Origin of the sequence: Shewanella surugensis, from assembly GCF_023284005.1 — a bacterium.
In the GTDB taxonomy this organism is placed as follows: Bacteria; Pseudomonadota; Gammaproteobacteria; order Enterobacterales; family Shewanellaceae; genus Shewanella; species Shewanella surugensis.
The window spans coordinates 1-24,784 of record NZ_JAKIKS010000091.1 but is presented as its reverse complement, the minus strand read 5'-3'; the positions used below and the strand labels follow the sequence as shown (position 1 = coordinate 24,784).

Annotated in this window: 18 protein-coding genes and 1 rRNA gene; 12 read left to right on the top strand and 7 right to left on the bottom strand. The window is 42.9% G+C overall.

Features of this window, described 5'->3' with window-relative positions; all coding sequences use genetic code 11:
* The first annotated feature begins 21 nt into the window (after window positions 1-21).
* The 11 genes from L2764_RS18965 to L2764_RS18915 all read left to right on the top strand — a co-directional run bounded on the left by L2764_RS18965 (window position 22) and on the right by L2764_RS18915 (window position 14,156).
* Window positions 22-5,544, top strand: a complete 5,523-nt coding sequence (locus L2764_RS18965; RefSeq protein ID WP_248941900.1) for an autotransporter outer membrane beta-barrel domain-containing protein — start codon at window positions 22-24, stop codon at window positions 5,542-5,544.
* 519 nt (window positions 5,545-6,063) lie between these two features.
* The gene (gene fliD, locus L2764_RS18960) at window positions 6,064-7,464 is read left to right on the top strand and encodes a flagellar filament capping protein FliD (protein WP_248941898.1); all 1,401 of its coding nucleotides are present in this window, start codon (window positions 6,064-6,066) and stop codon (window positions 7,462-7,464) included.
* A gap of 2 nt (window positions 7,465-7,466) precedes the next feature.
* A complete protein-coding gene (gene fliS, locus L2764_RS18955) occupies window positions 7,467-7,847 on the top strand; it encodes a flagellar export chaperone FliS (protein WP_248941897.1) in 381 nt (126 codons plus the stop codon).
* Window positions 7,816-8,157, top strand: a complete 342-nt coding sequence (locus tag L2764_RS18950; protein ID WP_248941895.1) for a hypothetical protein — start codon at window positions 7,816-7,818, stop codon at window positions 8,155-8,157. Before fliS ends, L2764_RS18950 begins: the two co-directional genes overlap by 32 nt.
* A complete protein-coding gene (locus tag L2764_RS18945) occupies window positions 8,147-9,394 on the top strand; it encodes a flagellar hook-length control protein FliK (protein ID WP_248941894.1) in 1,248 nt (415 codons plus the stop codon). The genes L2764_RS18950 and L2764_RS18945 overlap by 11 nt, the downstream gene beginning before the upstream one ends.
* Window positions 9,395-9,408: 14 nt before the next feature.
* Complete coding sequence (locus tag L2764_RS18940; protein ID WP_248941893.1) at window positions 9,409-9,867, top strand: flagellar basal body-associated FliL family protein; 459 nt, start codon at window positions 9,409-9,411, stop codon at window positions 9,865-9,867.
* Between the two features lie 346 nt (window positions 9,868-10,213).
* Window positions 10,214-10,939 (top strand): RNA polymerase sigma factor FliA, encoded by a 726-nt coding sequence (locus L2764_RS18935; protein WP_248941892.1) that lies wholly within the window; start codon window positions 10,214-10,216, stop codon window positions 10,937-10,939.
* A 16-nt stretch (window positions 10,940-10,955) separates the two neighbouring features.
* On the top strand, window positions 10,956-11,813 hold the full coding sequence (gene motA, locus L2764_RS18930) for a flagellar motor stator protein MotA (protein WP_248941891.1): 858 nt from the start codon (window positions 10,956-10,958) through the stop codon (window positions 11,811-11,813).
* Window positions 11,813-12,826: a flagellar motor protein MotB gene (locus tag L2764_RS18925; RefSeq protein ID WP_248941890.1), complete on the top strand. Its 1,014-nt coding sequence runs from the start codon at window positions 11,813-11,815 to the stop codon at window positions 12,824-12,826. The genes motA and L2764_RS18925 overlap by 1 nt, the downstream gene beginning before the upstream one ends.
* On the top strand, window positions 12,819-13,247 hold the full coding sequence (locus L2764_RS18920) for a pilus assembly protein PilZ (protein WP_248941889.1): 429 nt from the start codon (window positions 12,819-12,821) through the stop codon (window positions 13,245-13,247). Before L2764_RS18925 ends, L2764_RS18920 begins: the two co-directional genes overlap by 8 nt.
* A 624-nt stretch (window positions 13,248-13,871) precedes the next feature.
* Window positions 13,872-14,156: a hypothetical protein gene (locus L2764_RS18915; protein WP_248941888.1), complete on the top strand. Its 285-nt coding sequence runs from the start codon at window positions 13,872-13,874 to the stop codon at window positions 14,154-14,156.
* A 231-nt stretch (window positions 14,157-14,387) separates the two neighbouring features.
* On the opposite strand, the gene L2764_RS18910 is transcribed toward L2764_RS18915, so the two are convergent.
* The 6 genes from L2764_RS18910 to L2764_RS18885 form a co-directional block, all read right to left on the bottom strand.
* A complete protein-coding gene (locus L2764_RS18910; protein WP_248941887.1) occupies window positions 14,388-16,268 on the bottom strand; it encodes an isocyanide synthase family protein in 1,881 nt (626 codons plus the stop codon).
* Between the two features lie 97 nt (window positions 16,269-16,365).
* The gene (locus L2764_RS18905; protein WP_248941886.1) at window positions 16,366-17,220 is read right to left on the bottom strand and encodes an HAD family hydrolase; all 855 of its coding nucleotides are present in this window, start codon (window positions 17,218-17,220) and stop codon (window positions 16,366-16,368) included.
* Window positions 17,217-18,212 carry an isocyanide synthase family protein gene (locus L2764_RS18900; RefSeq protein ID WP_248941885.1) on the bottom strand — a complete coding sequence of 332 codons (996 nt, stop codon included), beginning with the start codon at window positions 18,210-18,212 and terminating at the stop codon, window positions 17,217-17,219. The genes L2764_RS18905 and L2764_RS18900 overlap by 4 nt, the downstream gene beginning before the upstream one ends.
* Window positions 18,213-18,867: 655 nt before the next feature.
* Window positions 18,868-19,848 (bottom strand): transposase, encoded by a 981-nt coding sequence (locus L2764_RS18895; protein ID WP_248941884.1) that lies wholly within the window; start codon window positions 19,846-19,848, stop codon window positions 18,868-18,870.
* 210 nt (window positions 19,849-20,058) lie between these two features.
* Window positions 20,059-22,116, bottom strand: coding sequence for an FG-GAP repeat protein (locus L2764_RS18890; RefSeq protein ID WP_248941883.1), 2,058 nt, complete (start codon window positions 22,114-22,116; stop codon window positions 20,059-20,061).
* Window positions 22,117-22,146: 30 nt separating this feature from the next.
* Window positions 22,147-23,193: a hypothetical protein gene (locus L2764_RS18885; protein WP_248941882.1), complete on the bottom strand. Its 1,047-nt coding sequence runs from the start codon at window positions 23,191-23,193 to the stop codon at window positions 22,147-22,149.
* 222 nt (window positions 23,194-23,415) lie between these two features.
* Here L2764_RS18885 and cysE point away from each other — a divergent pair, with 222 nt between their 5' ends.
* A complete protein-coding gene (cysE, locus tag L2764_RS18880) occupies window positions 23,416-24,216 on the top strand; it encodes a serine O-acetyltransferase (RefSeq protein ID WP_248941881.1) in 801 nt (266 codons plus the stop codon).
* A gap of 460 nt (window positions 24,217-24,676) precedes the next feature.
* Here cysE and rrf read toward each other — a convergent pair.
* Window positions 24,677-24,784, bottom strand: a 5S ribosomal RNA gene (gene rrf / locus L2764_RS18875); the annotation flags it as partial.

Here is a 24,784-nt window from a genome sequence, read left to right as displayed (position 1 = left end):
ATATACAATACTGCTAATACGATGTATGTTAATTATGGCCAGTATCGCTTATCAAATGCGTTGACTAACATCACGAATCATCGCTTGTATTACCGTTTTCCTGACACACTTTTCCAAGAAAACTTAGGCCATGTATTAGAGGGTGAGTTTGTCATAGAAGGTCATACACAAACCATCTCTGGTCAAGAAATACGCCTGCGTGCAGGCAGTCAGCTCACGATTAAGGCGGGTAAAACCCTTACCATCGCCACTGGTTCTAGTTTCATCATTGAAGATGGCGCCAAGTTAATTGTAGAAGACGGTGCACAAATCACTAGCTCTGGTACTTGGTCTGTCGCTAATAATGCAGAGCTGCACTTTGGCGCAAGCACTAAAATTACACTCTCCAATGGCACTTGGGATATTGCTGAAAATGTGACCCTCGACCTTGCAACCAATGCCAACATCAATGTTGCTAAAAATGCCACTTGGCAACTCGGCGCAGGCTCGCAAGTCCTGGCTGCCGCTGATGTACAATTGGATATCTATGGCACTCTTCACGCAGAAGGGGCTGAAGACAACCTCGTTTATTTCGGTTCATCACAAGATGCACCCGATAAGGGCTATTGGAAAGGCATTAAAGCTTACTCAAACGCCAATATCACCTTTAAATACGCCCAGGTCAGTCATGCCGACATTGGACTCTACGCCTACTTAAATGGTTACAGCTACAGTAATAATATTGCCTTCAATGTCAGCTATAGTCATTTCAATAATAATACGACCGCAGTTAATTTGTCTGATGTTCGTACTAAACACCCAAGCTATAACGGTGCTACTTTTGCACCTGTCATTCAGTATTCTGATTTTATCGATAACGATACGCATCTTTATACCTATGACAATAACGCCTATCAAAACACCACGGTCGATGCTCGCTATAACTGGTGGGATGCGACGGACTTTGACGCGATTACCGCCAAGCTAGTATATAGCGAGAACAGTGCCACGGGGATGCAAGTCAACTTATCCCCCTATCGACTATCCAATGCCTTTAATGACTATTTTGATGCCTTCATTGATTTTGAATGGCCAGAATCGACACTCATCAATGGCGAATATGTACTGGATGCTAACTATTTTGTGAGCAGTGATATTACCATTGCTGATGGGCAAATTGTTCGAGTGAAGTCGGGGCGCCATTTAAGGCTAGCCGATGGCATTACACTGACTATTGCCGTGGGCGGTCAACTGATCATTGAAGATGGTGCGCAGTTAAGCTTATCGGATGATGTTCAAGTGAAGGTGTATGGTGAATGGACATTGGATGCGGGCGCGATTGTGCTATCGGATCTCAATGCGCATATTCATGTTTATGGCACGCTTATCGGTAACGGTATTTTAGACAATGAAATATTATTTGGCTCTTCATTAGGAGACGCTGATGGCTCTTTATCACGTGCTGAGGCTGGCAGTTGGAAAGGCATTACCGCTTATTCTGCCGCTACCATACAGCTAAGGTATACACAAATTCGCCATGCCTTATATGGGGTTTACGCTTATATCAATAGTAGTGTTAACAGCCAAGTGGTTGATATTCAATACAGTCGCTTTATTGAGAACACGAATGGCGTACGCGTGTATGAAGGTTATGCCCTCAATGGTGCTTTACCTGTTATCAGCTATAACCAATTTATCGACAATGAAGTGAATGTTTACGCCACCCATGCTAGCAATCATGATTCCAGCACTGTGATTGATGCCCGCTTTAACTGGTGGAATAGTATCGACATTGGTGAGATCATGACGAAAATTCATGATCATAGCGATAGCACATATGGTATGTATGTTAATTATGGTCAATATCGTGGCTCAACGGCCATTGATGACATACTGACTAATGCCATTGCTTGGAGCTGGCCAGGTAGCTTAACGGTTAACGGTGAAACCGTGCTTGATGGTAATTACAGTATTGTTGGCAATACTGAGATCGCAGCCGATCAAGTTGTGCGTGTTACTGCAGGGAGCCATATTACCATTGAAGCCGGCGTTCAATTTACGGTGAACCTAGGTGGTCAATGGATTGTTGAGGAAGGCGCCAGCGTTACCATTAACGATAATGCCATTGTTAATGTTTACGGCGAATGGGCGATTAATGCGGGAGTGATTATTCAGTCAGGCATTAATGCACGAGTGAATGTTTATGGCCGCTTAATCGGTAATGGGCTTGAAAACAATGAAATCCATTTTGACTCTTCATTAGCGGCGCCCGGCATTAACAGTTGGAACGGGATCACGGCTTATGCCACTGCAACAGTACACTTACGTTATACGCAAATAAGCCATGCACTTTATGGTGTTTATGCTTATATCAACAGTAGTACTAACAGCCAAGTGATTGATATTCAATACAGCCGCTTTGTGGAAAACACTAACGGTGTGCGTATTCTTGAGGGTTATGAGAATACTGGCGCCGTCCCTATATTGCAGTACAACCAATTTATAGATAATGACTTACATATGTATGCGACCCATAGTGGTAGCCATGTGTCTTCAACTGTCATTAACGCCCGCTTTAACTGGTGGAACACGACTGATATTAGTGAGATTATCGCTAAGATTTATGATTATCAAGATGCGACTTACGGTATGTTCATTAACTATGGGCAATTTAGAGGATCGGCCATTATTGATGATATCATCGATAACGCCATTGCTTGGATCTGGCCTGACGACTTAATTGTTGACGGTGAAACCGTACTTGACGGTGACTATAGCTTTATTGGTAATACCGACATTGTAGCCGATCAAATTGTGCGCGTTAAGGCTGGCAGCCATATTACCATTGGCGCGGGGGTTAAATTGACCATCGCCTTAGGTGGCAAGCTTATCATCGAAGATGGTGCGAGTGTGACTATCGACGATGGCGGCGGTGTCGATGTTTATGGTGAATGGGAAGTTGGTGCTGGCGTGACAGTCACATCAGGCTTAAATGTGCGTATCAATGTGTATGGTAGCTTGATAGGTAACGGGCTTGAAGGCAGTGAAATTCACTTTGGCTCGACTCTAGACTCTTCATTAGGTAACGCTGATGGCTCTGCTACTGCTGGCAGCTGGTATGGTATTCATGCCCATGCTAACGCTAATGTAAGCTTAAGATATACACTTGTTAGCCATGCTCAATACGGTGTTTATGTGGATATTAACCACAGCATTAATAGCCAAGTTATTGATATTCAATACAGCCGCTTTATTGAAAACACCTATGGTATTCATGTTTATGAAGGTTATAGCAATACTGGCTCAAGCTTAGTGTTGCATTATAACCAGTTTATTAGCAATCACTTCCATATTCATGGTAGCTATAGCAGCAACCACAGTTCAACCACTGTGATTGATGCTCGCTTTAACTGGTGGAATAGCATACAAGTGGGTGAGATCATATCCAGAATTTATGATCATACCGATGCAACTGATGGACTCATCATCAACTATGGTCAATACCTTGGTTCAATCGATATTAATGACGTCATTCATAATACCATTGTATGGGTTTGGCCTGAAGATCTAACTATTGATGGTGAAACAGTGCTCGATGGTGATTATACCTTTATTGGTAATACTCATATCAATACAGATCAAGTGGTACGAGTAAAAGCAGGTAGCCATATCACCATAGGTGCAGGCGTGCATTTAACGGTATCTCAAGCTGGCCGCTGGATTATCGAAGATGGCGCGACGGTGACCATTGAAGATGGTGCCATTATTAATGTTTATGGTGAATGGCACATTGGTGCGGGCGTGACAGTACGTTCTGGGCTTAATGTACAAATTAATATTTACGGTAGCTTAATGGGTAATGGACTTGAAGGTAATGAGATCCATTTTGGCTCATCACTGGACATTCCAGACTTAGGCCGCTGGCAAGGTATTACTGTTTATTCGGGTGCCACAATTCAATTGGTTTACACCCATGTAAGCCATGCTGAATACGGCGTTTATGCGCATATAAACAGTGAAACTGCCATCAATGTTGATATTCGTTATAGCCGTTTTATTGACAATACCAATGCTGTGCGTGTGTATGAATTTATTCAAAACACTAGCAGTACCTTTGTTTTGGAATATAACCAATTCATCAATAATACCTTTAATATTTATGCCTACAGCGCTTACTTAAACTCACTTCTGCAAATAGAGGCGAACTTTAACTGGTGGAATACTGTCGTTATTGAAGACATTGCGGCGAAGATTTTTGATCGCTCCCATGGTGAGTATGGCTTAGTGGTTGATCACGAACACGATCGCTTTGGTGAAGACATTGATGAAATCGATTACGTTTACGGTACGGTTATCATTGATATTGATATCATAGTGAAACGTCGTATTCGTATTATTGGTGAAACCACTATCGGCTCAGGCCATAGCGTCACAATTGGTGCAGGCGCAAGCTTGACAATCGATGCAGGTTCGACGCTACATGTGGATGGAGACTTAATTCTTGAGGAAGGTGCAGAACTGATTGTTGATGGTGCAGCCACGATTGATGTCACCGGACGGGTCATCGTCAACGGCAGCACATTGACCCTACCGACAGATTTAACAGTGAACTTGCGTGCAGGTAGTCGTTTTTATGCCAGTATCGATACGACAGTACATGTACATGGCCATTTCAACAGTCAGGGTAGTAGTGATAACTTTGTCTATATTGGAGTACGTGAAGAAGATAGAGAACGTGGTTTCTGGCAAGGACTCACGGCGCATATCGACAGTAAAGTGGTTATTAAATACACGTATATTTCTCATGCTAGAGTGGGGGTTTATGCTTGGGGTAGCAGCGATGTGAATATCACCTATTCATGGTTGATGGATAACATTCGCGCGGTACACTTGTACTTTGATCAGTTAATTAGCCATGAACATAATAGCGTGGCTAACTTTGTGGCTCATTACAACCGTTTTGAGCGTAACACTAAGTATAATATTTATGCTGAGCAAGCGGTCGCTGGTTATTTCAATGGCCGAGTATCAGTTGAGTATAACTGGTGGGGAAGTGTCGATATTAGTGTGATTAACCAGTTGTTCTTTGGTCGCGGTGATGATATCGACTTAGGCCTGTGGCTAGACTTTAGTTATATCTGGCTAGACACTTTAGGTGAAAACACTTGGCATAATGGCTTTGCTGGCAGCATAGATGTAATTAGCAGCTACAACGAAGACATTAGTTTTATTGGTTACAGTGAAATTAATGCCGATGTAACGATGAATGCTGGTGCAAGGTTGATTGTTGACGCGAGCGCCACACTGATCGCGAATGCCCATGTGATCATTAGTGAGACAGCCAAAGTGGTTGTCCGTGATAATGGTTTCTTCAAGGTGAATGATGGCGTTAGCCTCACGCTTAATCCAGACACGGATCTACAATTAGGGATTGGTGCAACGGTGGAAGTGATTGGTGAAGTCATTGTTCGCGCAGCCATTGGACAGTCCATTTTCTTCCGCGGCGCTGAAGCCCAAGATCCTTTGGTATGCCCAGCTGACGCAGACGTTGACGCGCTGATTTAAGTTAACAGTGAAAAAGAAAGTGAAGCTAAATAAACTGCATCGATAAGTCAATACTCATGCTTATCTTCAGCCTGCGATATTAAGCAGGATGAGACAATCGCAGTAAAGGGCTAAATCTTTTATCAGATTTAGCCCTTTTTATTGCCACTTTTTCGATACTTTATCAGCCATATAAGGAACACCAACTCTCTCCTACACTCGTCACCATATTCAATACAGGCATTCATTACTAGCACCCGTTTTAAGTAAGGTTGATTTCAGTGCTCTGCTCCGAGGGTCGCTCTATTTGTGGGTAGTTTAAAGGCAGTTTTGAGCGATTTCATAATGATTTGTCTCTCGTTTACGTTGAAAACCTAAGCGGAAGCATGACTTCCTCACTTATTTGAGCATAACGGAAATGAGTCAGCCACAGCAGCCCTCGCCTTTAATTATAAAACCAATCTTTTCAACAGATTAAAAAGTGGCACGTAAATTGCTTTTTAAACAATAATAGCTCAGTAGAGCCAATGAGGATATGTCATGATTTCAGGTATGAGTTCCGCTCAATTCTCCGAGCAACTGGTTGCCGCCGATCGTATGGGTAAAGATCAGCTTTATAGCAATAAGCTGAGTAGCAGTAACTTAAAACTCGACGCTTATAAGATGCTGGAAACCAGTCTGGATAAAATCAGCAGCAAGCTAGGCAAGATCGATGGCGAGTCCTTCGAGAAAAAAACTGCCTCTATCAGCGATGATAATGCCAGCATTACGGTTGACCCTAGTGCGCCTAAGGGAAATTATGATCTCTATGTTGAGCAATTGGCTCAGGCACAGCAATTATCAGCCACCTTTGACAGCGAAGACGCTTTATTATCAGGCTCCGAATGGACATCAGGCACTTTTAGTATTCAAGTAGGTAGTGATGTCACTGATATTGTCACGCTAGATCTTGCCGATCTCAACGCTGACGGCACCATGACCGTAGCGGACTTAAGAGACAAGATCAATTCCCACTCCGACAATCCTGGCGTCACCGCCTCGTTGATGCGCACCGGTGATGACGTAAAACTCTTGCTGACATCGAATGATTCCGGTGTGGATAACACGCTAGATGTGAAGCTGGGTGGCAGTGCCTATGTCATGGATGAGCCTCGAGTAGCTCAAGATGCCAAGATTAAACTCAACGGTGTATCGATCACCAGCAGTAGCAACTACCTAGAAGATGTGATTGATGGCATTAGTATTGAACTTAATCAAGCCCATGAAGTTGGAAAATCCAGCACCATCAAAGTCGAATCAGATTTTGAATCCAGTAAAGATTCGGTTACTGACTTTGTCGATAGCTTTAATGAATTTATGGACAAGTTGAATCAACTGACTCGCTCTATGGGCACTACCGTACTGGATGAAACCAGTAGCACGAGTAGCTCAAGCAGTAGTGACGATAATGATGATGAAGAAGACGAGTTTAAAACGACTGCCGTTAGCGAAGATCAAATCGGCGCTCTAAAAGGCGATTCAAGCTTACGCATGTTACAAAGTAATATGCGTAATGTGATGTTCCAAACCGCGCCTAATGGCATGCGTTTAGCGGATATCGGTATCGAAATTAACCGTAGCGGTAAACTCGATATTGATAAAGACAAGCTTAGTGAAGCACTTAAAAATGATCCCGATGCCGTTAAAGCCATGTTCAGTGATACTGATAGCTATGTTGATCAGCTTGAAGCCATCACGAAACCGTTCACCCAAACTGCTGGCCTGTTGGACATGAAGGAAGACAATCTGACGACTCAAATCAAGCGTATCGAAGATGACATGAGTCAGCATGATTATCGCATGAAACAAAAATACAATATTTATCTAGCTCAATTTACCGCGATGGAAGCCACCATCAACTCATTGAGCGCCGCCAGTTCACTGTTTTACCAAGGAAGCTAACTATGCTAAATGAGCACGATCCTTTCAATGCCTATAAGCAAACCACACTCAATGCCAGAGCCGCTGCCGCTACGCCTCATGAAATGGTGCGTATGTTACTGGACGGTTTACTTGAAGAAATCGAACGAACCAGTGGCTTTATGCAAAGGCGCAGCTTTGAAGACAAGGGAAGGAGTGTTAATAAGTGTCTCAACATAGTCCATGGATTAGATTCTATGCTGGATCTTGAGAATGGCGGCGAAGTGGCCACCAGCCTTAATCGCCTCTATGACTACTGTAGCCGTCAACTTGTGACCGCCAGTGTCGAAAATGATCCCGAAGCATTAGTCCCCATTATCAAGGTGATTAACGATGTCAGAGAAGGTTGGACCAACCTCAGCTGAGCCCCTTGCGATGAAACCTTGGGGGCAGTTTGAAGCTGCCCTCATTAAACATGCTGAAAAACAAGACTGGGATAAATTAGCCAAAGTGAACACGCTAATGATAAAGGCACTTAAGCACGCAGGGGCGCCTAAAACACAGTCACAATTATTGGCCCGAGAGTCGTTGGCCAATACACACAGTGAAGTGCTGAAAAAGCTGATTCACTCAAAACATACACTCGAGATGGAAATGCAGCAATTTACCTCTACACAGGACGGATTAGCCGCTTATCAACTCACTCAATTAAGTGGAGCTTTAGATGATCGCTAGCCTTGCTATCACCAACACAGGAAGTGCGAATACGAGTGCTCGGGATGTCTCGATAAAATCCAGCCCTCAATTTAGCGACTCTATGCAAAGTCAGGATGAGATAGACACATCCTCTTTTGAGCTGAAAGACAGCCGTGATCTACAAGACAGTCAGCAATTAAAAGACCGTCAAGCTGAGTCACAATCGGCATCGCAGTCAAAAAGTCAATCGACTGACAATGATAACAATGCGCATGATGACCCTTCACATAAAGCTGATGGCTCTTCAGTGACCGATAATAGCGATCCACTTATCGCGGATGACTCTTCATTCGCGGCTAATGGGCAAAAAACACCCTTAACGCAAGCTCAGCAACTCGCCCAGATCATCCAAGAAGGCGGCGTTAATAATCATAAGACGCAGGACACGAAAGTCGGATCAGGCTTTATTAATAAGCAATATAGTCAAGGGATAGGGCAAGCATTAACGCCGCAACAGGCCATGACAGCCAATTTACTGCAACAAGGTAAGCACACTGGCTCAAGCCAAGGCTCAGATATGTCAGCGACCGCTTTGACTAGCAGTTCATTGGCCAAAGGTAATGAATTAACCCTAAACAACTTTAATTCTGCCAATACCAGTGCGCTCACTAACCCCTCTCAACAGCAAACAAACCGTTTTATGCCAGCAGGCGCTTTTGCCTTTAATAGCGACAATATCGAAAGTGCCCTGTCGCAATTAGGCCAAGCTGGGCAAAATGTGGTTGATGAAGCCGCACAGTTGATCTCACAACATGGCCGTTCGCAAACTAAAGTGAGCCAGTGGGGTCCCATTTCAGTGTCTCAATCTGCGCCTCTTGCTCAACAAGCCCAAGAGCTGCTTTCGCCTTTAAAAGAGCAATTGCGCTTTCAAGTTGATCAACAAATTAAACATGCAGAGGTGCGACTCGATCCGCCCGAGTTAGGCAAAATTGAACTTAACATTCGTCTGGATGGTGACAAGCTTCATATCCACATAAACGCGGCAAACACCTCTGTGAGAGATGCATTGCAGCTGAGCTTAGACCGATTACGCGACGACTTGGCGATGGATCATGGCGGGCAAATCGATCTGGATATCAGCCAAGGCGAGCATCAACAACAAAGAGATAACCCATCACAAGTGGCATCCATTGCAACTCCACAAGGAGAGTCAGTCGATACCCAGAGTCTACAACAACAGAGCTTGGCGCAAAACCAAGTCGATCTGTTAGCTTAAATTAGGAGTGCAACATGGCATTTGGAAAAAGCAGCGTTAATAAAAAATTCACCCTGAGCTTATTTATTTTGGCTTGGACTGGCGTCATCTTTTGGGTGGGTTGGCAAGCGCCTCATCTTATCGGTGGCCCCTTCAATCAATCTAACATTGAAATTAAACAAGAGCGTTATTACCCGCTCGATCGCTTTGTTATTTCAGTACCGGGCGATCAATACCCGCATTACTTGTTACTCGAAATGGCACTCAAAAGTTCATCAGATAATGTTAAGCACACATTGTCTGAAGCCGATCCGCTGATCCGTAATGGCATAATGAAGATGTTTGCGAGTAAAAAGTTTGAGCAAATTAACGATCCTACACAATTAGAGCCGCTACAAAAAGAAGCGCTGACGCTGTTATCGGATCTATTTGTAGAACATCAATACAAGATTGATTTAGAAGGCTTACTGTTTACTCGTATCGTCATACAGTAATTGAACCGCCTTTTTTTGCACACGCTTTATGACTACCAAGGTTAACCGCTCAAGAGTGAGAGATGAATAATATAGCGTTTATATTTTTCATCTCTCAATATGATTAAACAATACATTATACCCAAGCAACTTGTGCCTCTCTCATCAGGTTTCTTGGGTATAAATCAATACCAATGATGACTCAAAGCAGTGACATGTTTCTACATCAGGTGCATGGCCAGAATGACTCTCGCCATGCTTATCGGATCTTACTGACACTATCCCCTTTGCCGTTCATTTTGGATCACTACATTTGAATAATTATATTTGGATAACTATATCTGAATAACTATAAATAGGAGGCAGGATGATGAATTCGGGTCAATTAGCTTATCAAGAAGTATTCGATGAAAGCGTCAGTAACCGACTCAGTGAAAGTCAGGTCATGAAGCAATACTTGCCTCTTGTTAAGCGCTCCGTTACTCAACTAAGAAGCCATTGTGGCGCAGTGTTAGCCATTGAAGATATGGAGCAAATTGGCATGATGGCGTTGCTGGAATCTTCTCGTCGTTATCCAGGAGAATTTGATAATGGCTTTATTTCATTTGCAGGACAACGGATCCGTGGCGCTATTCTCGATGAGCTGAGGCGCCAAGATTGGCGTCCGCGTCCCGTCAGACAACAAGCCCATGAGCTCAATGATGCAGTAAGAAAACTGTCGCGTCAATTAGGCCGAGAAGCAACGGATCTTGAAGTCGCTCAGTCCATGGGACTCACTCAAAAAGATTACCGTGCACGCCTTTATGCCTCTCAAGCCGAGTCCATGAAAAGCTTAGACGATATGCTCGGAGCGGGTAATCATTTTGCAGATAAAACCGATGCGATTAATCAATTTGCGGCTAAGAAAACATTATTCAAAGCGATCGCTAAATTAAATAAAAGAGAACAAGTGATCCTGTCGCTTTACTATCAACATGAACTTAATCTAAAAGAAATCGCTGGAACATTAGGATTAACTGAAACCCGAATTTGCCAACTTCATAAGCAGGCAGTTAAACAACTTCAGACAGTCTATCAACAATGGGATCAGTAAAGGCAGGTAACGTAATATGAGTAAAATATTAGGACTAGTAATCATTCTTGTTTCAGTTTTTGGTGGATACGCATGGGCAGGTGGCTATTTAGCTGCACTATGGCAACCCGCAGAAATTTTAATTATTTTCGGTGCAGGACTTGGCTCACTGGTTATTGCTAACCCTAAAGCCGTACTCGTGGATATGTACAGACAAATCAAAGAGCTTCTAGGAGTTGAAAAAGAAGATCCTGAGCTTTATCCGCAACTTTTTGGTTTATTAGGCATGTTAATGAACCAAATTCAGTCGCAAGGCCTAAAGGTATTGGATGATCATGTTGAGAAACCAAGAGAGAGCTCACTGTTTTTAATGTACCCTGCGGTATTAGATCACCCTAACGTCCTGCAATTTTTGATTGATAATTTACGCTTACAATCTATTGGTAAAATCTCCGCTCACGATTTAGCGCAAATCTTAGAAGAAGAGATCTATCGTATAGAAGAAGACAGATTACGCCCCTCTCGTGCATTAGCCCGTGTTGCCGAAGCAATGCCAGGTTTTGGTATTTTAGCTGCCGTTATGGGCATCATCATCACCATGTCTAGCATTGATGGGCCAATCACCGTTATTGGCATTAAAGTCGCTGCAGCTCTAGTGGGCACTTTCGTGGGGATTTTTGCCTGCTATTGCTTATTTGACCCTTTGTCAAAAGCGCTTGAGCATTTAACTGAACGTAAGTCAGCACAACTTCGCTGTGTGGCTGCCATCTTAACAGCCTTTGCTAAAGGTAAACCGCCTATGCTTGCCATTGATGCTGGCCGTAAACAAATTCAAAGTGAAAATAGACCTAGCTTTATCGAACTTGAACGTTGGATGGTGGAGCAACAAAGCTAATGGCAAAACAAAATGAACCCATAGTGATAAGAAAACGTCCCAGACAAAGACGTGAATCAGCCAATAGTGGGGCTTGGAAAGTTGCCTTTGCTGATTTCACCTTGGCCATGATGGCATTATTTATGGTGTTATGGATCATTCAAATGGCGGATCAAACAGAGCGTGAACAAATCGTGCAGTATCTGCAAGGGGACATGCACGCTACAGGCTCTATTAATCCTTTTGATTTGAGTAAGTCACCTTCAATGATTGACTTAGAGGGTGCCATTCCCATTCAGCAAGCGATACTACCAGCCTCGGGGACTGGTGTTGAAAAATCAGGCCCAGCGCTACATAATCATATTCCTGCGGGAATAGATAATCCAAAGGCGGGCCGTGGACCGGAACTCAATGCGATGGTACCGGGGCAATTTGAAACCCAAGCACAGCTTGAGTTTCTTGCCCGTGAAGTGGATAAAATCATTAAGCAAGTGGATATGGGCACAAATGTTGCCATTCAGGTCGTGCCTCAAGGCATTCGTATTTTAGTGCATGATAATGTACGCCAATCTATGTTTACTCGCGGCAGTGCGAAAATGGATCCTTATTTTGAAGATTTATTATTAGCTTTAGGCCCTTTATTGGCTAAAGTTGAAAATAAAATCAGCATTTCAGGTCATACGGATTCGAGTACCTATATAGGTAAAACATTTACTAATTGGGAACTGTCGAGCCAACGCGCTTTGATGGCTCGACGCGTATTAGAATATGGCGGTGTTAAGCGTAATCAAATCGTGCAAGTCACAGGTATGGCCGATCAAGCGCCTTTTATTGTTAATGATCCAACAGCCAATGCCAATCGACGCATAGAGATGTTAGTCCTCACTCAAACGGCTGAACGACAAATTAAAGAAATGGCTGGTTTTCCAACTAAGACCATTGGAGCAGATCCAAGACTTGAACAAGCAAAAAAATTAGCGGAGAATAATAGACCAAGAACACGATACCCAGAGCAATGGAACAGCTATGAGTGAAACAGAACAAACGATTATCCCCATCATGGAGCAAGCAGTACCAACAGTTGATAAAGAAACGCAAGAACAAGAACTCAGAAAGTACGCCAGACTCAGCCTAAGAGATGATGATGCCGCAGTCGATCTCGCCCTAGCCTGTGATGGTGTCACCGTAAAATTGCGTCAGAAGAATTGGTGGAAAATAAGCCAAATCGGTATTGCTAACATTAAAGATTTTGGCCTAGGTGGTGTAGGGTTAATTACCAGCACACCACTTGAAATCGGCCAAGAAGTTATTATCGAGCTAAATGGCCACGAGATGGCGGTAGAAATCGCCCGCTCTCGCCCCATCAATAGTAAATTAAATTTTGTCGGCGCTCGTTGGCTGAGCACTGATGATAAAACCATTTTATCTATGATTAACCAAATCAAACCCACTTAAATACTAAAAGGGGCTGAGATTATTTTTACAGCCGTTTATTGAGTATTTAAACAAGGAAAAATGATTATAGTGTCGTTGAGCAGATAAATGGGTGAGAATGCATTGTAAAGAGTAAACAACATACTGCCTTATCGGTCCGGCTTAAAGGTGCTTTACTCTTTGCTACTCATTTTCATCTTAAATGACGATAGGCCTCACACCGCGATTAAAATACCTTTAGGTTAAACAACATTCACCCCTAAAAAATAAATAGCCCGTAAAAATACGTGTATAACACAAAAATAGCAACCAACTGATTAGTGCAATATAAAACAATAGCTTAAACTGAAGCCCTCGCTACTCCAACTTGATATTCAATAACGCAGTATAAAAGCCTTTTAAGACATTCTGCTTATTTGATTAAAGAAATGGATCAATTGGGACGTCTTTCTTTTGACATAATACAGCGCAAATGAGGATCACAGCAGTGACTCACCGTGCTGACATTTTATATATTCAGATGACTTGAGTTGTATCATGTTAAACATGTGGCAAGTCTGAGCTAACAATATATACCCAAGCACATTTTTAATGCACTTGGGTATAACTAATTTCAACATAACAACACTGATCCGGAGGGTCACCATGACTGATGCTTCTCAACGTAAGGGGCCTGATAGCCTGCAGAAGCTATTTTTATATCTTATTTTAATTGATTGGTTTGTGCTGATTTATATATCGTTTGAAATAAGAGAGTTTACTTTTAGAGACGGCTCCATGGCCTCCGTAATGTTGACCATCTTTAATTTAATACTGGTTAACCTGTGTTATCGCAGGGCACGACGGACCGAAGATAGTTATTTACTTTATCCTGTCATTGGTGGCGCTTTGCTCTCTTTTATTTTAATGGCTTATTTCTTTTTCTTTTAACGATTACTGGGCTATTAACAGTGAGACTACTTTATAAAAAACAAAAAGTTAAAGAAGATTGCAAATAGAAAGAGGGCTAACTTAATTTTAGTGAGCCCTCTTTTTAGCCCGCAGTTTCAAGTAATACTTCCCATTCAGTTACAGGTGCACATTTCACTCATGTTCAATGTTTCGGTTTTAACTGCTATCGAAGAATGTGATCAAGCTATACGGATCATAACGAGCCTTAACTTAATATACCTGAACTCGCCACAGTTCTCGTGACATGGATTTCTCGCTCATGGCTAAACGACCATGCAAGGTATAGTAATTATCAATAATGACTAAATCTCCGGCTTGCCATTCTAGCGCAATAAAGCACCTTTCATCGTAGGCAATATTATTCACGTCTTCGATTAGTGCTGCTAATTCTGTTTGTTCCATATCAACTGAAGACAAGGAGAAACGCTGCAGTTTAGACTCACAGCCCTCTTGGTAACGTAAAATCGCATCATTCGTTACTGGGTGTAAGTCCACCAGCGGATAACTGCGAGGTGTACCGCCAAAATAGGTGAGCTTAGTCTCATAAGTAATATTAATATTTCTCCATTGCTTCACCTTGGCTTGCCCAGCCAATTTAAGAGCGACACGACTATTAACGATAGTGGTTTGCCCTTCTCCTTTGACGGGCGGCGTCTTGCAATACAGCATAAAGCAGCTGGCGGCAAACTTAGGATTGTGCGCCACTTTTTTCTCTGTAGCGGGCAACATACTTAAATCCCAATGCAGAGGCGTTTTCTCGATAGAGTGCACAAAACCATGGGGCACGGCTTCAGGTTTCACCACATGCACAGGCCCAAATTGCCAATGGTAAATCTCACCAAAAGGTGTACACAGTTCAACGAGATCTTGCGGCTCGATATCGGGCATATTGCTCTGTTGATACTTCAAGAGTAAAAAGCCAAATTTTGCTGTTAATGCTTGTAAAAAATCGACGGGTAAATTCTCGAAGCCGACTTGCCGAGGATCACTAATTTTAAGCCCAAAAGCGGGTGATTTGACTATTTCAAAGGTAAAAGCTTGCAGCTTAGGATCGGCCACTTCTAAATAACACCAGTTTTGCCCCTCACAAGTCACCTTGACCACACATTTTTTCTTCGCAACCCCATGAGATAGCTGAACAAACTTTCCCGTTAACAAACGCACTGGCACGCTATGCCAAGGGCTCACCGCCTTGGTTGTATCACTCGATAAACTAAAAGTAAACTTAGGCCCAGCATTGTCATAACCGTGGACGGATAATCGAATATGCTGAGGATACACTTTATCAATGCTCGCACTTAAGGCGCGGCCTCGATACATCATTTGATAGGCTTTATCACTAATACTTTCAAGATAGTGATCGCGATCGCCATCACTAAAACGTTCAATACGCACATCATGATATAAGTAACTGCAAAGCTTATCATGCACCTTAGCTTGTGCTGATGAATCACGTACCTTTTGCACAAACTTTTCAAATGCACGCGGCCCAGAACTTATGCCCTTCAGTAGGGATTTTCGTAAACTGTCACTGTCAGCTTTATTATTGCCCTTCACATCAGGCAATAAATCGGTTAAATCGGCCCAAAGAATATTCTCAGTCACACTTAAGTGCCGTAAGGCCGTTTTATAGCGCTGTTTTACCTCATCATCCACATGCACGATATCGGCAAAGGTGGTGCCATCACTTAAAATCGTCACCCGACTGCCGTGAGGATAGAGATCATTCAAGGCAAAACAAAAGGCATCTAGACGCTCAATAGCTAAAACCTCACCATAATCGGGCATCATTGAAAAACTCTTATCCACAACATTGGGTGACTTACAAGGAAAGCCCGGTAAAATAAAATCGAGTGGTTTGTTTTGCGCCATAAAATGCTGGATCTGTTGACGAGCGAACTCACGTCCTTGATGAATAAATTGATCATCTTGATGACGGACTAAATAAGATTGCAACAGATCGAGAATACCCGCTTCTATCGCAGCATTGTCATTTTCTATCACGGCGATTTCAGCTTGATTTAACGCTTTTTCTGAACACTGAGCAGCCTCCAGATCCAAAGCAGGGCTTAAAACGGTGTTGTTATCCATATGATTCACTTTCCTCTGCCGCCAACACACTTCTATTCACAGCGTGATTGGCTAAGCTATTATTGTTGTTATTGTTGTTAACGCTATTTCTCAGGGCTTAATAGGAGCCTATCGGTACACATTTTACTTGTGATCCGTCTATTGCTAAGCAATCTATGGATGTAGTAGCCACTATCCATTTTTGAAGTTCATTGATATGGGATATGACTTTAATGTCCTCTTTTGCGCTCTGGCCTAGATCGAGAGCACAGCCATAACCCCAATTCACAAAAACAAACTCCACGCCAGCATTCGTTGCGGTTTGTTGATCCGTTATCGTATCGCCAATAAACAAGGCTTCATCGGCTTTTATATTTAAGCATTCAAGCACATGCAAAGTAGAATTTGGTGCAGGCTTTTTCGGGAAAGCATCACCTAAGCCCTGCATTACACAAAATTCAACACTTTTAGCGAAAAATTTATTATCTGTCGACTCAGGAGCAGTAAAGAGAGCCTCTAACAATATTTTGGCTTGCTGATGATGCTTGTTTGTCACCACAGCAAGCTTTATCCCTTGTGCCTGCCACGTGTGTAATGCGTTCTTCACCCCCTCATAGGCGACCGTATGATTAATGAGGTTAGTACCATAGTGATTTAAATAAAAATCATAGACCTCATTTAAGCTTGGCATTGAAAGGTTTAAATTAAGCGGTGGCATGTTTTTAGCTGGCGGTTTTGCAAGTAAAGCAGAAGCTGAAATCGAAAGAGGAGAGGGAGAGAAAGGCTCTGAAGAAAAGGACGACAATAAATTTTTCACCATATTCCGAGAGCCGCCGCCAATTAAGTCTTGATACACTTCGATGGGCTGAGGTGAAAACCCAAAATGTATCAAGGTGTCATTCATTGCCTCCTTGATATCCTTCAGAGTATCGATCAAGGTGCCATCTAAATCAAAAATTAATGCCTTAATCATGCCACCCCACCTACAGATCTTTCATTCATAACTGTAAGGTGATGATAGTGGCTCGGCTTGCCTTGATTGAAGATAAGCCTATGAGTGTTTTCATCGACTTGACTGCGCTTTTGCAAATGAATTTCATTGCCTTGCTTTATGGCCACCGAATGCCAAGGCGTGCGCCACGCATCATCACTATTGCCCATCTGAATGCCAATTTTTTCAGACACTCTAAACTGTGGATGAATAGATAACCTCAGCGCATTCGGGTAATACTCTTCCAGCAATCGACTCCATGCATTACTGCGCTGGATGACCCTAAGAGAAACGGCTTTAGCTTGTTTTTGAATTTGGGTGTTACTGATAGTGGCAAACTCCATTAAGCCAGAAAAATCCTCAAATAAAAATTTAGCAATCCCCTTATACATAGACAAGGTGGCTTTATCGGTTTTGGCTTGCTCCGTTAAGCCAATTAACGACTCACCATACCTCACCATCAATTCTTCTCGCATGGCATCAAAATCAGATAGAACGCCAAAGGCATCCTTTAAATCAAAAAAATCAAAACGTTCTGGGTAATGATTCTGATAATAAGCTTGAATCGCTTCGGTATAAGCAAACACATCCTCATCAGGAATACGCACTAAATCAGCAAACACATAACCATCGGAGCAAATACTGATTTTAGCCCCAGGTGCATACACTTCACCTATCTCACTACAAAGCTGGTTAAGGACATCAATGGAGTGAGTTTCGGCTAAGTCAGGCAAACGACTCAAGGTTTTATTACGGTTAGGGGATTTGCCCGGGTAGGCAGGTAAAATCATATGAATGGGCTGATTCAATACCACCATATTCCCAATTTTGATTAAGTGAGGGTCAATTTCATCTAAGGATAAATTTGAAAAAAACGGCGGCTCAAGTTCCGAATGCTCGCTCTTCAGTAATTTTCGCCATTTGAAAATAATCGCTAAAATATCATTTTCCATGACTTTATTATTTTTATTCATACTTTTTCTCTCTTCAATAAGAGTAACAGCGTCCTAGCTCTAATATGACCTAGGATCCCTTCTTCTAGGCTGTTAATAACTAACATTGAGTAACGCTATTATGGCCCTAGCTCACCCACAGTTAATCATTTGTATCAAAAAGTAACAACCTTGATTGCAAAATAAAAGCACAAATATAAACATTCACTAATAAAACCAACACCAAAAAACTTAATCGAATAAGATTCGTTGGCGCGATTAGTTACAAATGTGTTAATAAGACATAAAGTAAAGAAAAGAAAAATGAGTGATACTGATAACGTCTCAGCAGAAGGAAGGAAAAAGAAATATTTAACCTGAACTCGGGATAAGCAGCGCCGCTTAATACCGCTATTTTTGCCCCTATCTGTGTTGTGTTTTCTACTATTTAAATCAGACACCCATTATTATTTCTTTCCTTAGAAACGAATGTTAAGCCCCCCCAAAAAAGTCTATCTCTACATTTCGATCCATTTCATATCGACTCAATTTGAGATTACATTCACCTTAACCTTATAAAATTTAAATGAATTCAACAGCAGAAACACCAAGCGAGTGATCGGGGTTGCATTGATGATCATGATTGCTTGAAATTTATTGTTTAAATTAACAGAATTGCGTAAACAATAGCTAAAAGCTAAGCACTATTTAGCCAACGATGGCAATTTGTAGCGCCTTGCCTTCGTTTTCGTGCTAGATGTTCACAATAAATATCTAATTCTTGTAGCGTTCCAACAGGCCCTTTAAATAAACGTGTAAATTCAGTAGTAAGCTTTATCCAATTAGCTTGGGGAATATTGAGACTATCGAGTATTTTCATCGTCGATTCACTAATAGTACCACGCTTATCATCTCGAATTATTCGACCCGTTTCATCCACTAGTTGTAAATAATCGTCTAAATGAAACTGCAATCCTTTTGGCATATTAACCCGTCCATTGCCCACAAAAGGCAACAAGCTTAATGGCTGTCGTCCCTTGAGTGCTGATTTAATTCGCCATTGAATACTGGTAAAATCTGACGTCTGAGGTGTTACTGCAGCCTTGGACCTGATCGGGTTAAGGTCAACATAGGCCATGCAGGCTAAAACGGCGGCCTCATCTAGTAATGCTTGGCACTTAAACCTCCCTTCCCAAAATCGCCCCGTGCATTGATCTTCTTTATTCGCCATACGTGCGATAGGCTCATTTAATGCCCGCATAAACCAGCTGATATCACTTAATCTAGCTCTATATTCAGCTATAACTCGTGATAAAAGGCTAATTTCATGACTTTCCAACATTTCACCTTTGGCAAATTTTTGCGTCACATCAGTCCCATTAAACAATTGATGCCAACGCTCTATTACTGCCAGATCAGTCCAATTATTAGCCTCATAAATGTCCACACTCAATACCAAATGTAAATGATTCGACATCACGGCATAAGCACAAATATCGATAGCAAAAACATCTGCAAGTTCAATAATACGGCTCTCAACCCAATTCCGTCTATGCTCGTAAGATTGCCCAGTATAGTTATCAATACCACATAAATAAGCACGCCTAACACAACGAGACACACAATGATAAAAGGGCGTGTCTTCAATACTCACTATGGCTTTTCTGGGCGTTGGCATGAGTCAAACCTCATTAGCTATACTAATATTTACTTATTCATTCCAGCCTAGTTCAAGCTTGAGTATTCATCAAATAATTATGGGTGTCTGATAAGGGGGAGAGATGAAAGCGGGCTGAATAAGCCCGCTTGGGGTTTAATGTGAGTTTATTTTTAGTGAGATGTCATTAAAGACTATTAGCAAAAAAACAAACTCAATTAAAGTATTCAATTAATAAACGTAAACGGCACCAGCCATATCGGCAGAGGTATTATTTTGCTCACCTTGTATACCTGTAGTTGCTGAATCTTCCCTAAAGTCTCCTACTGCTAACATTGTTCCTAAAGCATCGGTGGCTATACTAGCACCAAAACTGGCATTATAGCCCAATGAATTCGAAGCTTTGAAAGTCTTATAAAGCTGCCATACTCCCTCTATTTGCTTATATTGACCAATCCCATACCCACCCCAACCAATGTCTGTAGTAGCAAGCGTCGTGTTAGTAAAAAGTGACTGTCCATTTTGAGTTAATTGAACAACTGTTGGCGCCCTATCGACATCTAAGGTATCACTAACCTTCCACTCACCAAGATCTCTTGAATAAAGATGTATGCTAAATTTACTGATAACAGCTAAAGTATTACCGTCACCACTCAAGCTTGCTCCATTTCCAAAATTTTCAAATACTTCTTCATATTCCTCTGCCAATTTAATGTAAGCCTCTTGTATCCAAACATCATTTTCACGGCTAAAGATATAAACAGCCCCTCTGTCAGTTATACCACTATTGCCTTGATCACCATTAACCCCTATTGCTGGTGACTCCTCACCTCGCGCTCCAATGGCTATGGTACTGGCATCCGCACTGATAGCGACCGAGTGGCCAAAATAATCATTGGCATCAGTATTACTGGCTTTCAAGTAAGCGATTTGTGACCAAGCTTCATCCTGAAAAGAGAACACATAAGCAGCGCCACTTTTTGATGCGCTATTATCCGTCCCATCACCATTTATTCCTATAGCACCAGAATCCTCATACATGGCACCTACCACAATGGTATTACCATCGGCACTGACATCCAAGCCTTTGCCAAATCTATCCCCATTTCCAGATTGTCCCGCTTTTAAATATGCTTGTTGTTGCCAAGCATCATTTGTATATCGAAACACATAAACCGCCCCACTATCATTTGCATCAGTATTGGATTCATCACCATTAATACCATCACTATCTGAATCTTCTTCAACAGCACCAACAACTAAAGTCAGGCCGTCACTACTCAACGCTAAAGCACTGCCGAACTCTTGTCCGCTCGCCGTAGAAGGTTTCACATAGGCAGTCTGCTGCCAGACTAAGCCTTCACGACGATACAAGTACACCGCCCCCGTAGAGTTACCACTATTATTAACTTGATCGCCATTGATCCCAGTGGCATTGGAATCTTCATCCGGTGCACCCACTGCCATCAACATGCCATCACCACTCAAAGCCACTGAAATTCCAAAGTAGTCAGAACTTTGAGTATTCGAGGCCTTAAAGTAGCCAACAGCCGCATCTAATTGCGTGCGACTTGGTGTGGCCATGTTACTGGCGACGCTGCGGCTTGCATCACTGCCGATAACAAAGAACTGCGGATTATCTGTTAATAGCGCGGCATCGAGATAGACACTGTTCTCGCTGATGGTGACAGGCTCGCCGAGTGGGTGACAAAAATCACTGGCGGATAGACTGGCATCATACAAACACACCTGATATTCGCTGGCCCAGTTGTTGGAATCACTCCAATCAAGCGCGAAGGTCTTTACTCCAGTGGCGAGAATATTAATTTCATCTAAGACAATTTCAGTGGGAATATCTTGTTGCAAATATAACAGATGATTCACTACAGACAGCGGCGCATACTCTTGGGTGAAGCTGGCCCATAAGTCGCCTTTTTGGGCGCGAATACTGTGCTCGCCCGCAGGCAAGTACAGCTTAATCGACGCGGTTTGGTATTCACTGCCAGTTAAGCCCACAAGCGTGTTTTCGAGATAAATCTCAGTGCCGATGGCCAGAGCGGGATCGTTATCTGTGGTGACGCTGAGCATCAGGGTCGATAACAAGCTGCCACTGATTTGATGCGAGACATCGATGCTGAGCTCACAGCCTTTGGTTTGCGTCTCACCCAGCTCGACTTCAAAAGCGCAGCTGGCTAGTGGTGCTTCAGTATAGGTGTTGTCGTCACGTTTCTCGTAAAAGCTTAAATACGCCATGGCCGTTTGCGCGCCTTGAGCGTAAAACTGTGGCAACTCAGGATCGGCTAATTGATAGACACCGTCCTAGAACACAAAGCCATGCAAGGTCTCACTGCTGACACTCTCTGCGGCACTATCTGCACCACTGCCCGCACTGAGGCGCATGATCATGGCCAGATTTTCAACACCAGCTACACGCTCAACCAGCACTTCAGGCACCTGTATATTAATTTCGCTGAGGCTATTGTCGCTTGCAAAGCTAAAGTCGACATCGGCGCTCAGCGGAATAATATCAATCGGGGTATTGCCGCCCGCTTCCAGCTCAATATTGATTTCGCCAGTGCGCATGATCCCCACTAAGCGATTGTCATCATAAAGCTTGACGAGAATGTCATAATTTCCATCACCTAATGGCAAGGTGACATTGGTGAGGCCATATTCGGTATCAAGCTCATAAATGACTTCATCGCCGCCGTCGATGATCAAGCCCAACTTAGGCACGCTTAATATCGCCAGTTCATCAGCTGAGAATTGAAAATTCAGCGTGGCTAATTCATCGATGTCTTCTAGAATCACTAAGGTTTCGCCTAAATACGGCTGAAACAACAACTCGACTTCGGGGCTGGTGCCCTCAACAATCAATTCCCCTAGCGCTTTAGCGACATATTGCTGCTCGTCATGCTCTATTGCGACAATGAAATCATAGGTATCAGGCGTGAGTGCTAAGGTGCGATGCGAGACTATGCTGCCATCGGTTTTGAGCGTTAATGGCCAATCAAAGGTTTGCACTTCACCGGTGGTGACTGAGGTAGCCTGCATTTGGCCATCGAAGCGGGTATCTTCTGTGACCACTAAATCGACAGGTGATGCATTTAATGTACTGTTACCTTCTATTTCATTATTGCTGTTCACTCGCTCCAAAGCATCCATACTGCGCTGCTTCATACCACTAGCAGTATCGATACTGTTTACAGTACTGCTAGCTTCTGCATTGGTAATGCTTTGACGATAAAGTGCGGCAAAATGTGGCGTGACAGTGACGTTAAGCTTGGCTGGTGCCGCTGCGCTATTATTCACTTCCGCTGTGGTCGTGCTACTGGACTCGCTGCCCCCACACGCCGCTAAACTCATCCTTATACACCGAAACAGCGATCTAGGATTGACTCACTTTCCAGATGGCTTTTTATAAGTTAGTGCCAAATAAACTATGCTTCTACTTGGTGATTATTAGGCCTAAATGTTAGCTTAAGCCGTTGTGAACCTGTGACTTAAAGAGAGCGCTTTCAACGCCACTCAAATGATCCGGCACATAATTTAATACACATCCATTATAAAAAATAAGAGCAAAACCGTATGCGTTATGAAGTTTGGGAACAATTAAAAATAGAAGCCACAGCTCTGGTTAAAAAAGAGCCACTCCTTGCCAGCCATGTTTACTCTTGTGTACTCAATCATGAATGTTTAGGCTCAGCACTGAGTTTTATTGTGGCAAACAAACTTTCTGACGCAGTGGTATCACCTTTTACTTTTAGAGAGCTATTTGACCAAGCCTTTATTAATTGTGGATCCATGCTGACATCGGTTTCTGCCGACATTAAAGCCGTTACCGATCGCGATCCTGCCGCCGTTAATTATTTAACTGTTTTACTGAATTTAAAAGGCTTCATGGCGATTCAGGTCCACCGTTTAGCACATTGTTTGTGGCTGGAAGATCGCAAAGAATTGGCACGGTTTATACAAAGCCGCAATTCGGAAGTATTCGGGGTGGATATTCATCCCGCTTGTCGTATTGGCCAAGGGATCATGTTCGATCATGCCACTGGTATTGTGATCGGAGAAACCGCCATTATTGAAAATAATGTGTCGATATTACAATCGGTCACCTTAGGCGGTACCGGTAATGAAGAAGGCGATCGCCACCCAAAGATCCGCCAAGGGGTGCTTATTGGTGCGGGTGCCACGGTGTTAGGCAATATTGAAATCGGTGAAGGGGCAAAGATTGGCTCTGGCTCAGTGGTACTCAATCATGTCAAACCTCACACCACAGTGGTCGGCGTACCCGCAAAGGTCGTCGGAAAACCCGACTGTCAATTTCCGGCACAATCTATGGCACAAAATGTCTACGATGATTCATTGGAAAGTGCATTGATATAGGTTCTTATCCATAGCTGCATGGCCTTTAATAGGCATCCTGCATAAATGGCATTCCTACTTTCAGTCAATCATCACTCGACCCGTAAACCCACAAGGATGTGGGGAATGCAGACCATGTCGGGAACAATTTTCTACCTGAGCCCGCATCAAGCTTTGCTTGATAAACGCAGACTCTTCACCCTACTTCACATGGGTATTGAATCTCACTGCGTTCGGACTCTTTATTTTCCCATGTTCGAGTGGCATTTCCAAAAAGCAGACAAAAATGGCGCCTGTCATGGCCAGCTACGCTAAAGCTTCGCGCTCATGAACTTATCGCTAGCGCGATATTCGCCCTACTATCACATTAAAGGATACATGCTACACATGTGCTCTCTACTTCCCCATGTTCGAGTGTCATTTCCGCCAAATAAAACAAAAAGCCCTAGCATTTCTGCTAGGGCTTTCGTTTGTATTTGGCGCCTGGAAATGACCTACTCTCACATGGGGAGACCCCACACTACCATCGGCGCGATTGCGTTTCACTTCTGAGTTCGGAATGGGATCAGGTGGGGCCACAATGCTATGG

Coding starts and splice junctions, on each gene's coding strand:
- L2764_RS18965 (WP_248941900.1), top strand. CDS start 22: ATGTATGTTAATTATGGCCAGTATCGCTTATCAAATGCGTTGACTAAC.
- fliD (WP_248941898.1), top strand. CDS start 6,064: ATGATTTCAGGTATGAGTTCCGCTCAATTCTCCGAGCAACTGGTTGCC.
- fliS (WP_248941897.1), top strand. CDS start 7,467: ATGCTAAATGAGCACGATCCTTTCAATGCCTATAAGCAAACCACACTC.
- L2764_RS18950 (WP_248941895.1), top strand. CDS start 7,816: ATGTCAGAGAAGGTTGGACCAACCTCAGCTGAGCCCCTTGCGATGAAA.
- L2764_RS18945 (WP_248941894.1), top strand. CDS start 8,147: ATGATCGCTAGCCTTGCTATCACCAACACAGGAAGTGCGAATACGAGT.
- L2764_RS18940 (WP_248941893.1), top strand. CDS start 9,409: ATGGCATTTGGAAAAAGCAGCGTTAATAAAAAATTCACCCTGAGCTTA.
- L2764_RS18935 (WP_248941892.1), top strand. CDS start 10,214: ATGATGAATTCGGGTCAATTAGCTTATCAAGAAGTATTCGATGAAAGC.
- motA (WP_248941891.1), top strand. CDS start 10,956: ATGAGTAAAATATTAGGACTAGTAATCATTCTTGTTTCAGTTTTTGGT.
- L2764_RS18925 (WP_248941890.1), top strand. CDS start 11,813: ATGGCAAAACAAAATGAACCCATAGTGATAAGAAAACGTCCCAGACAA.
- L2764_RS18920 (WP_248941889.1), top strand. CDS start 12,819: ATGAGTGAAACAGAACAAACGATTATCCCCATCATGGAGCAAGCAGTA.
- L2764_RS18915 (WP_248941888.1), top strand. CDS start 13,872: ATGACTGATGCTTCTCAACGTAAGGGGCCTGATAGCCTGCAGAAGCTA.
- L2764_RS18910 (WP_248941887.1), bottom strand. CDS start 16,268: ATGGATAACAACACCGTTTTAAGCCCTGCTTTGGATCTGGAGGCTGCT.
- L2764_RS18905 (WP_248941886.1), bottom strand. CDS start 17,220: ATGATTAAGGCATTAATTTTTGATTTAGATGGCACCTTGATCGATACT.
- L2764_RS18900 (WP_248941885.1), bottom strand. CDS start 18,212: ATGAATAAAAATAATAAAGTCATGGAAAATGATATTTTAGCGATTATT.
- L2764_RS18895 (WP_248941884.1), bottom strand. CDS start 19,848: ATGCCAACGCCCAGAAAAGCCATAGTGAGTATTGAAGACACGCCCTTT.
- L2764_RS18885 (WP_248941882.1), bottom strand. CDS start 23,193: ATGAGTTTAGCGGCGTGTGGGGGCAGCGAGTCCAGTAGCACGACCACA.
- cysE (WP_248941881.1), top strand. CDS start 23,416: ATGCGTTATGAAGTTTGGGAACAATTAAAAATAGAAGCCACAGCTCTG.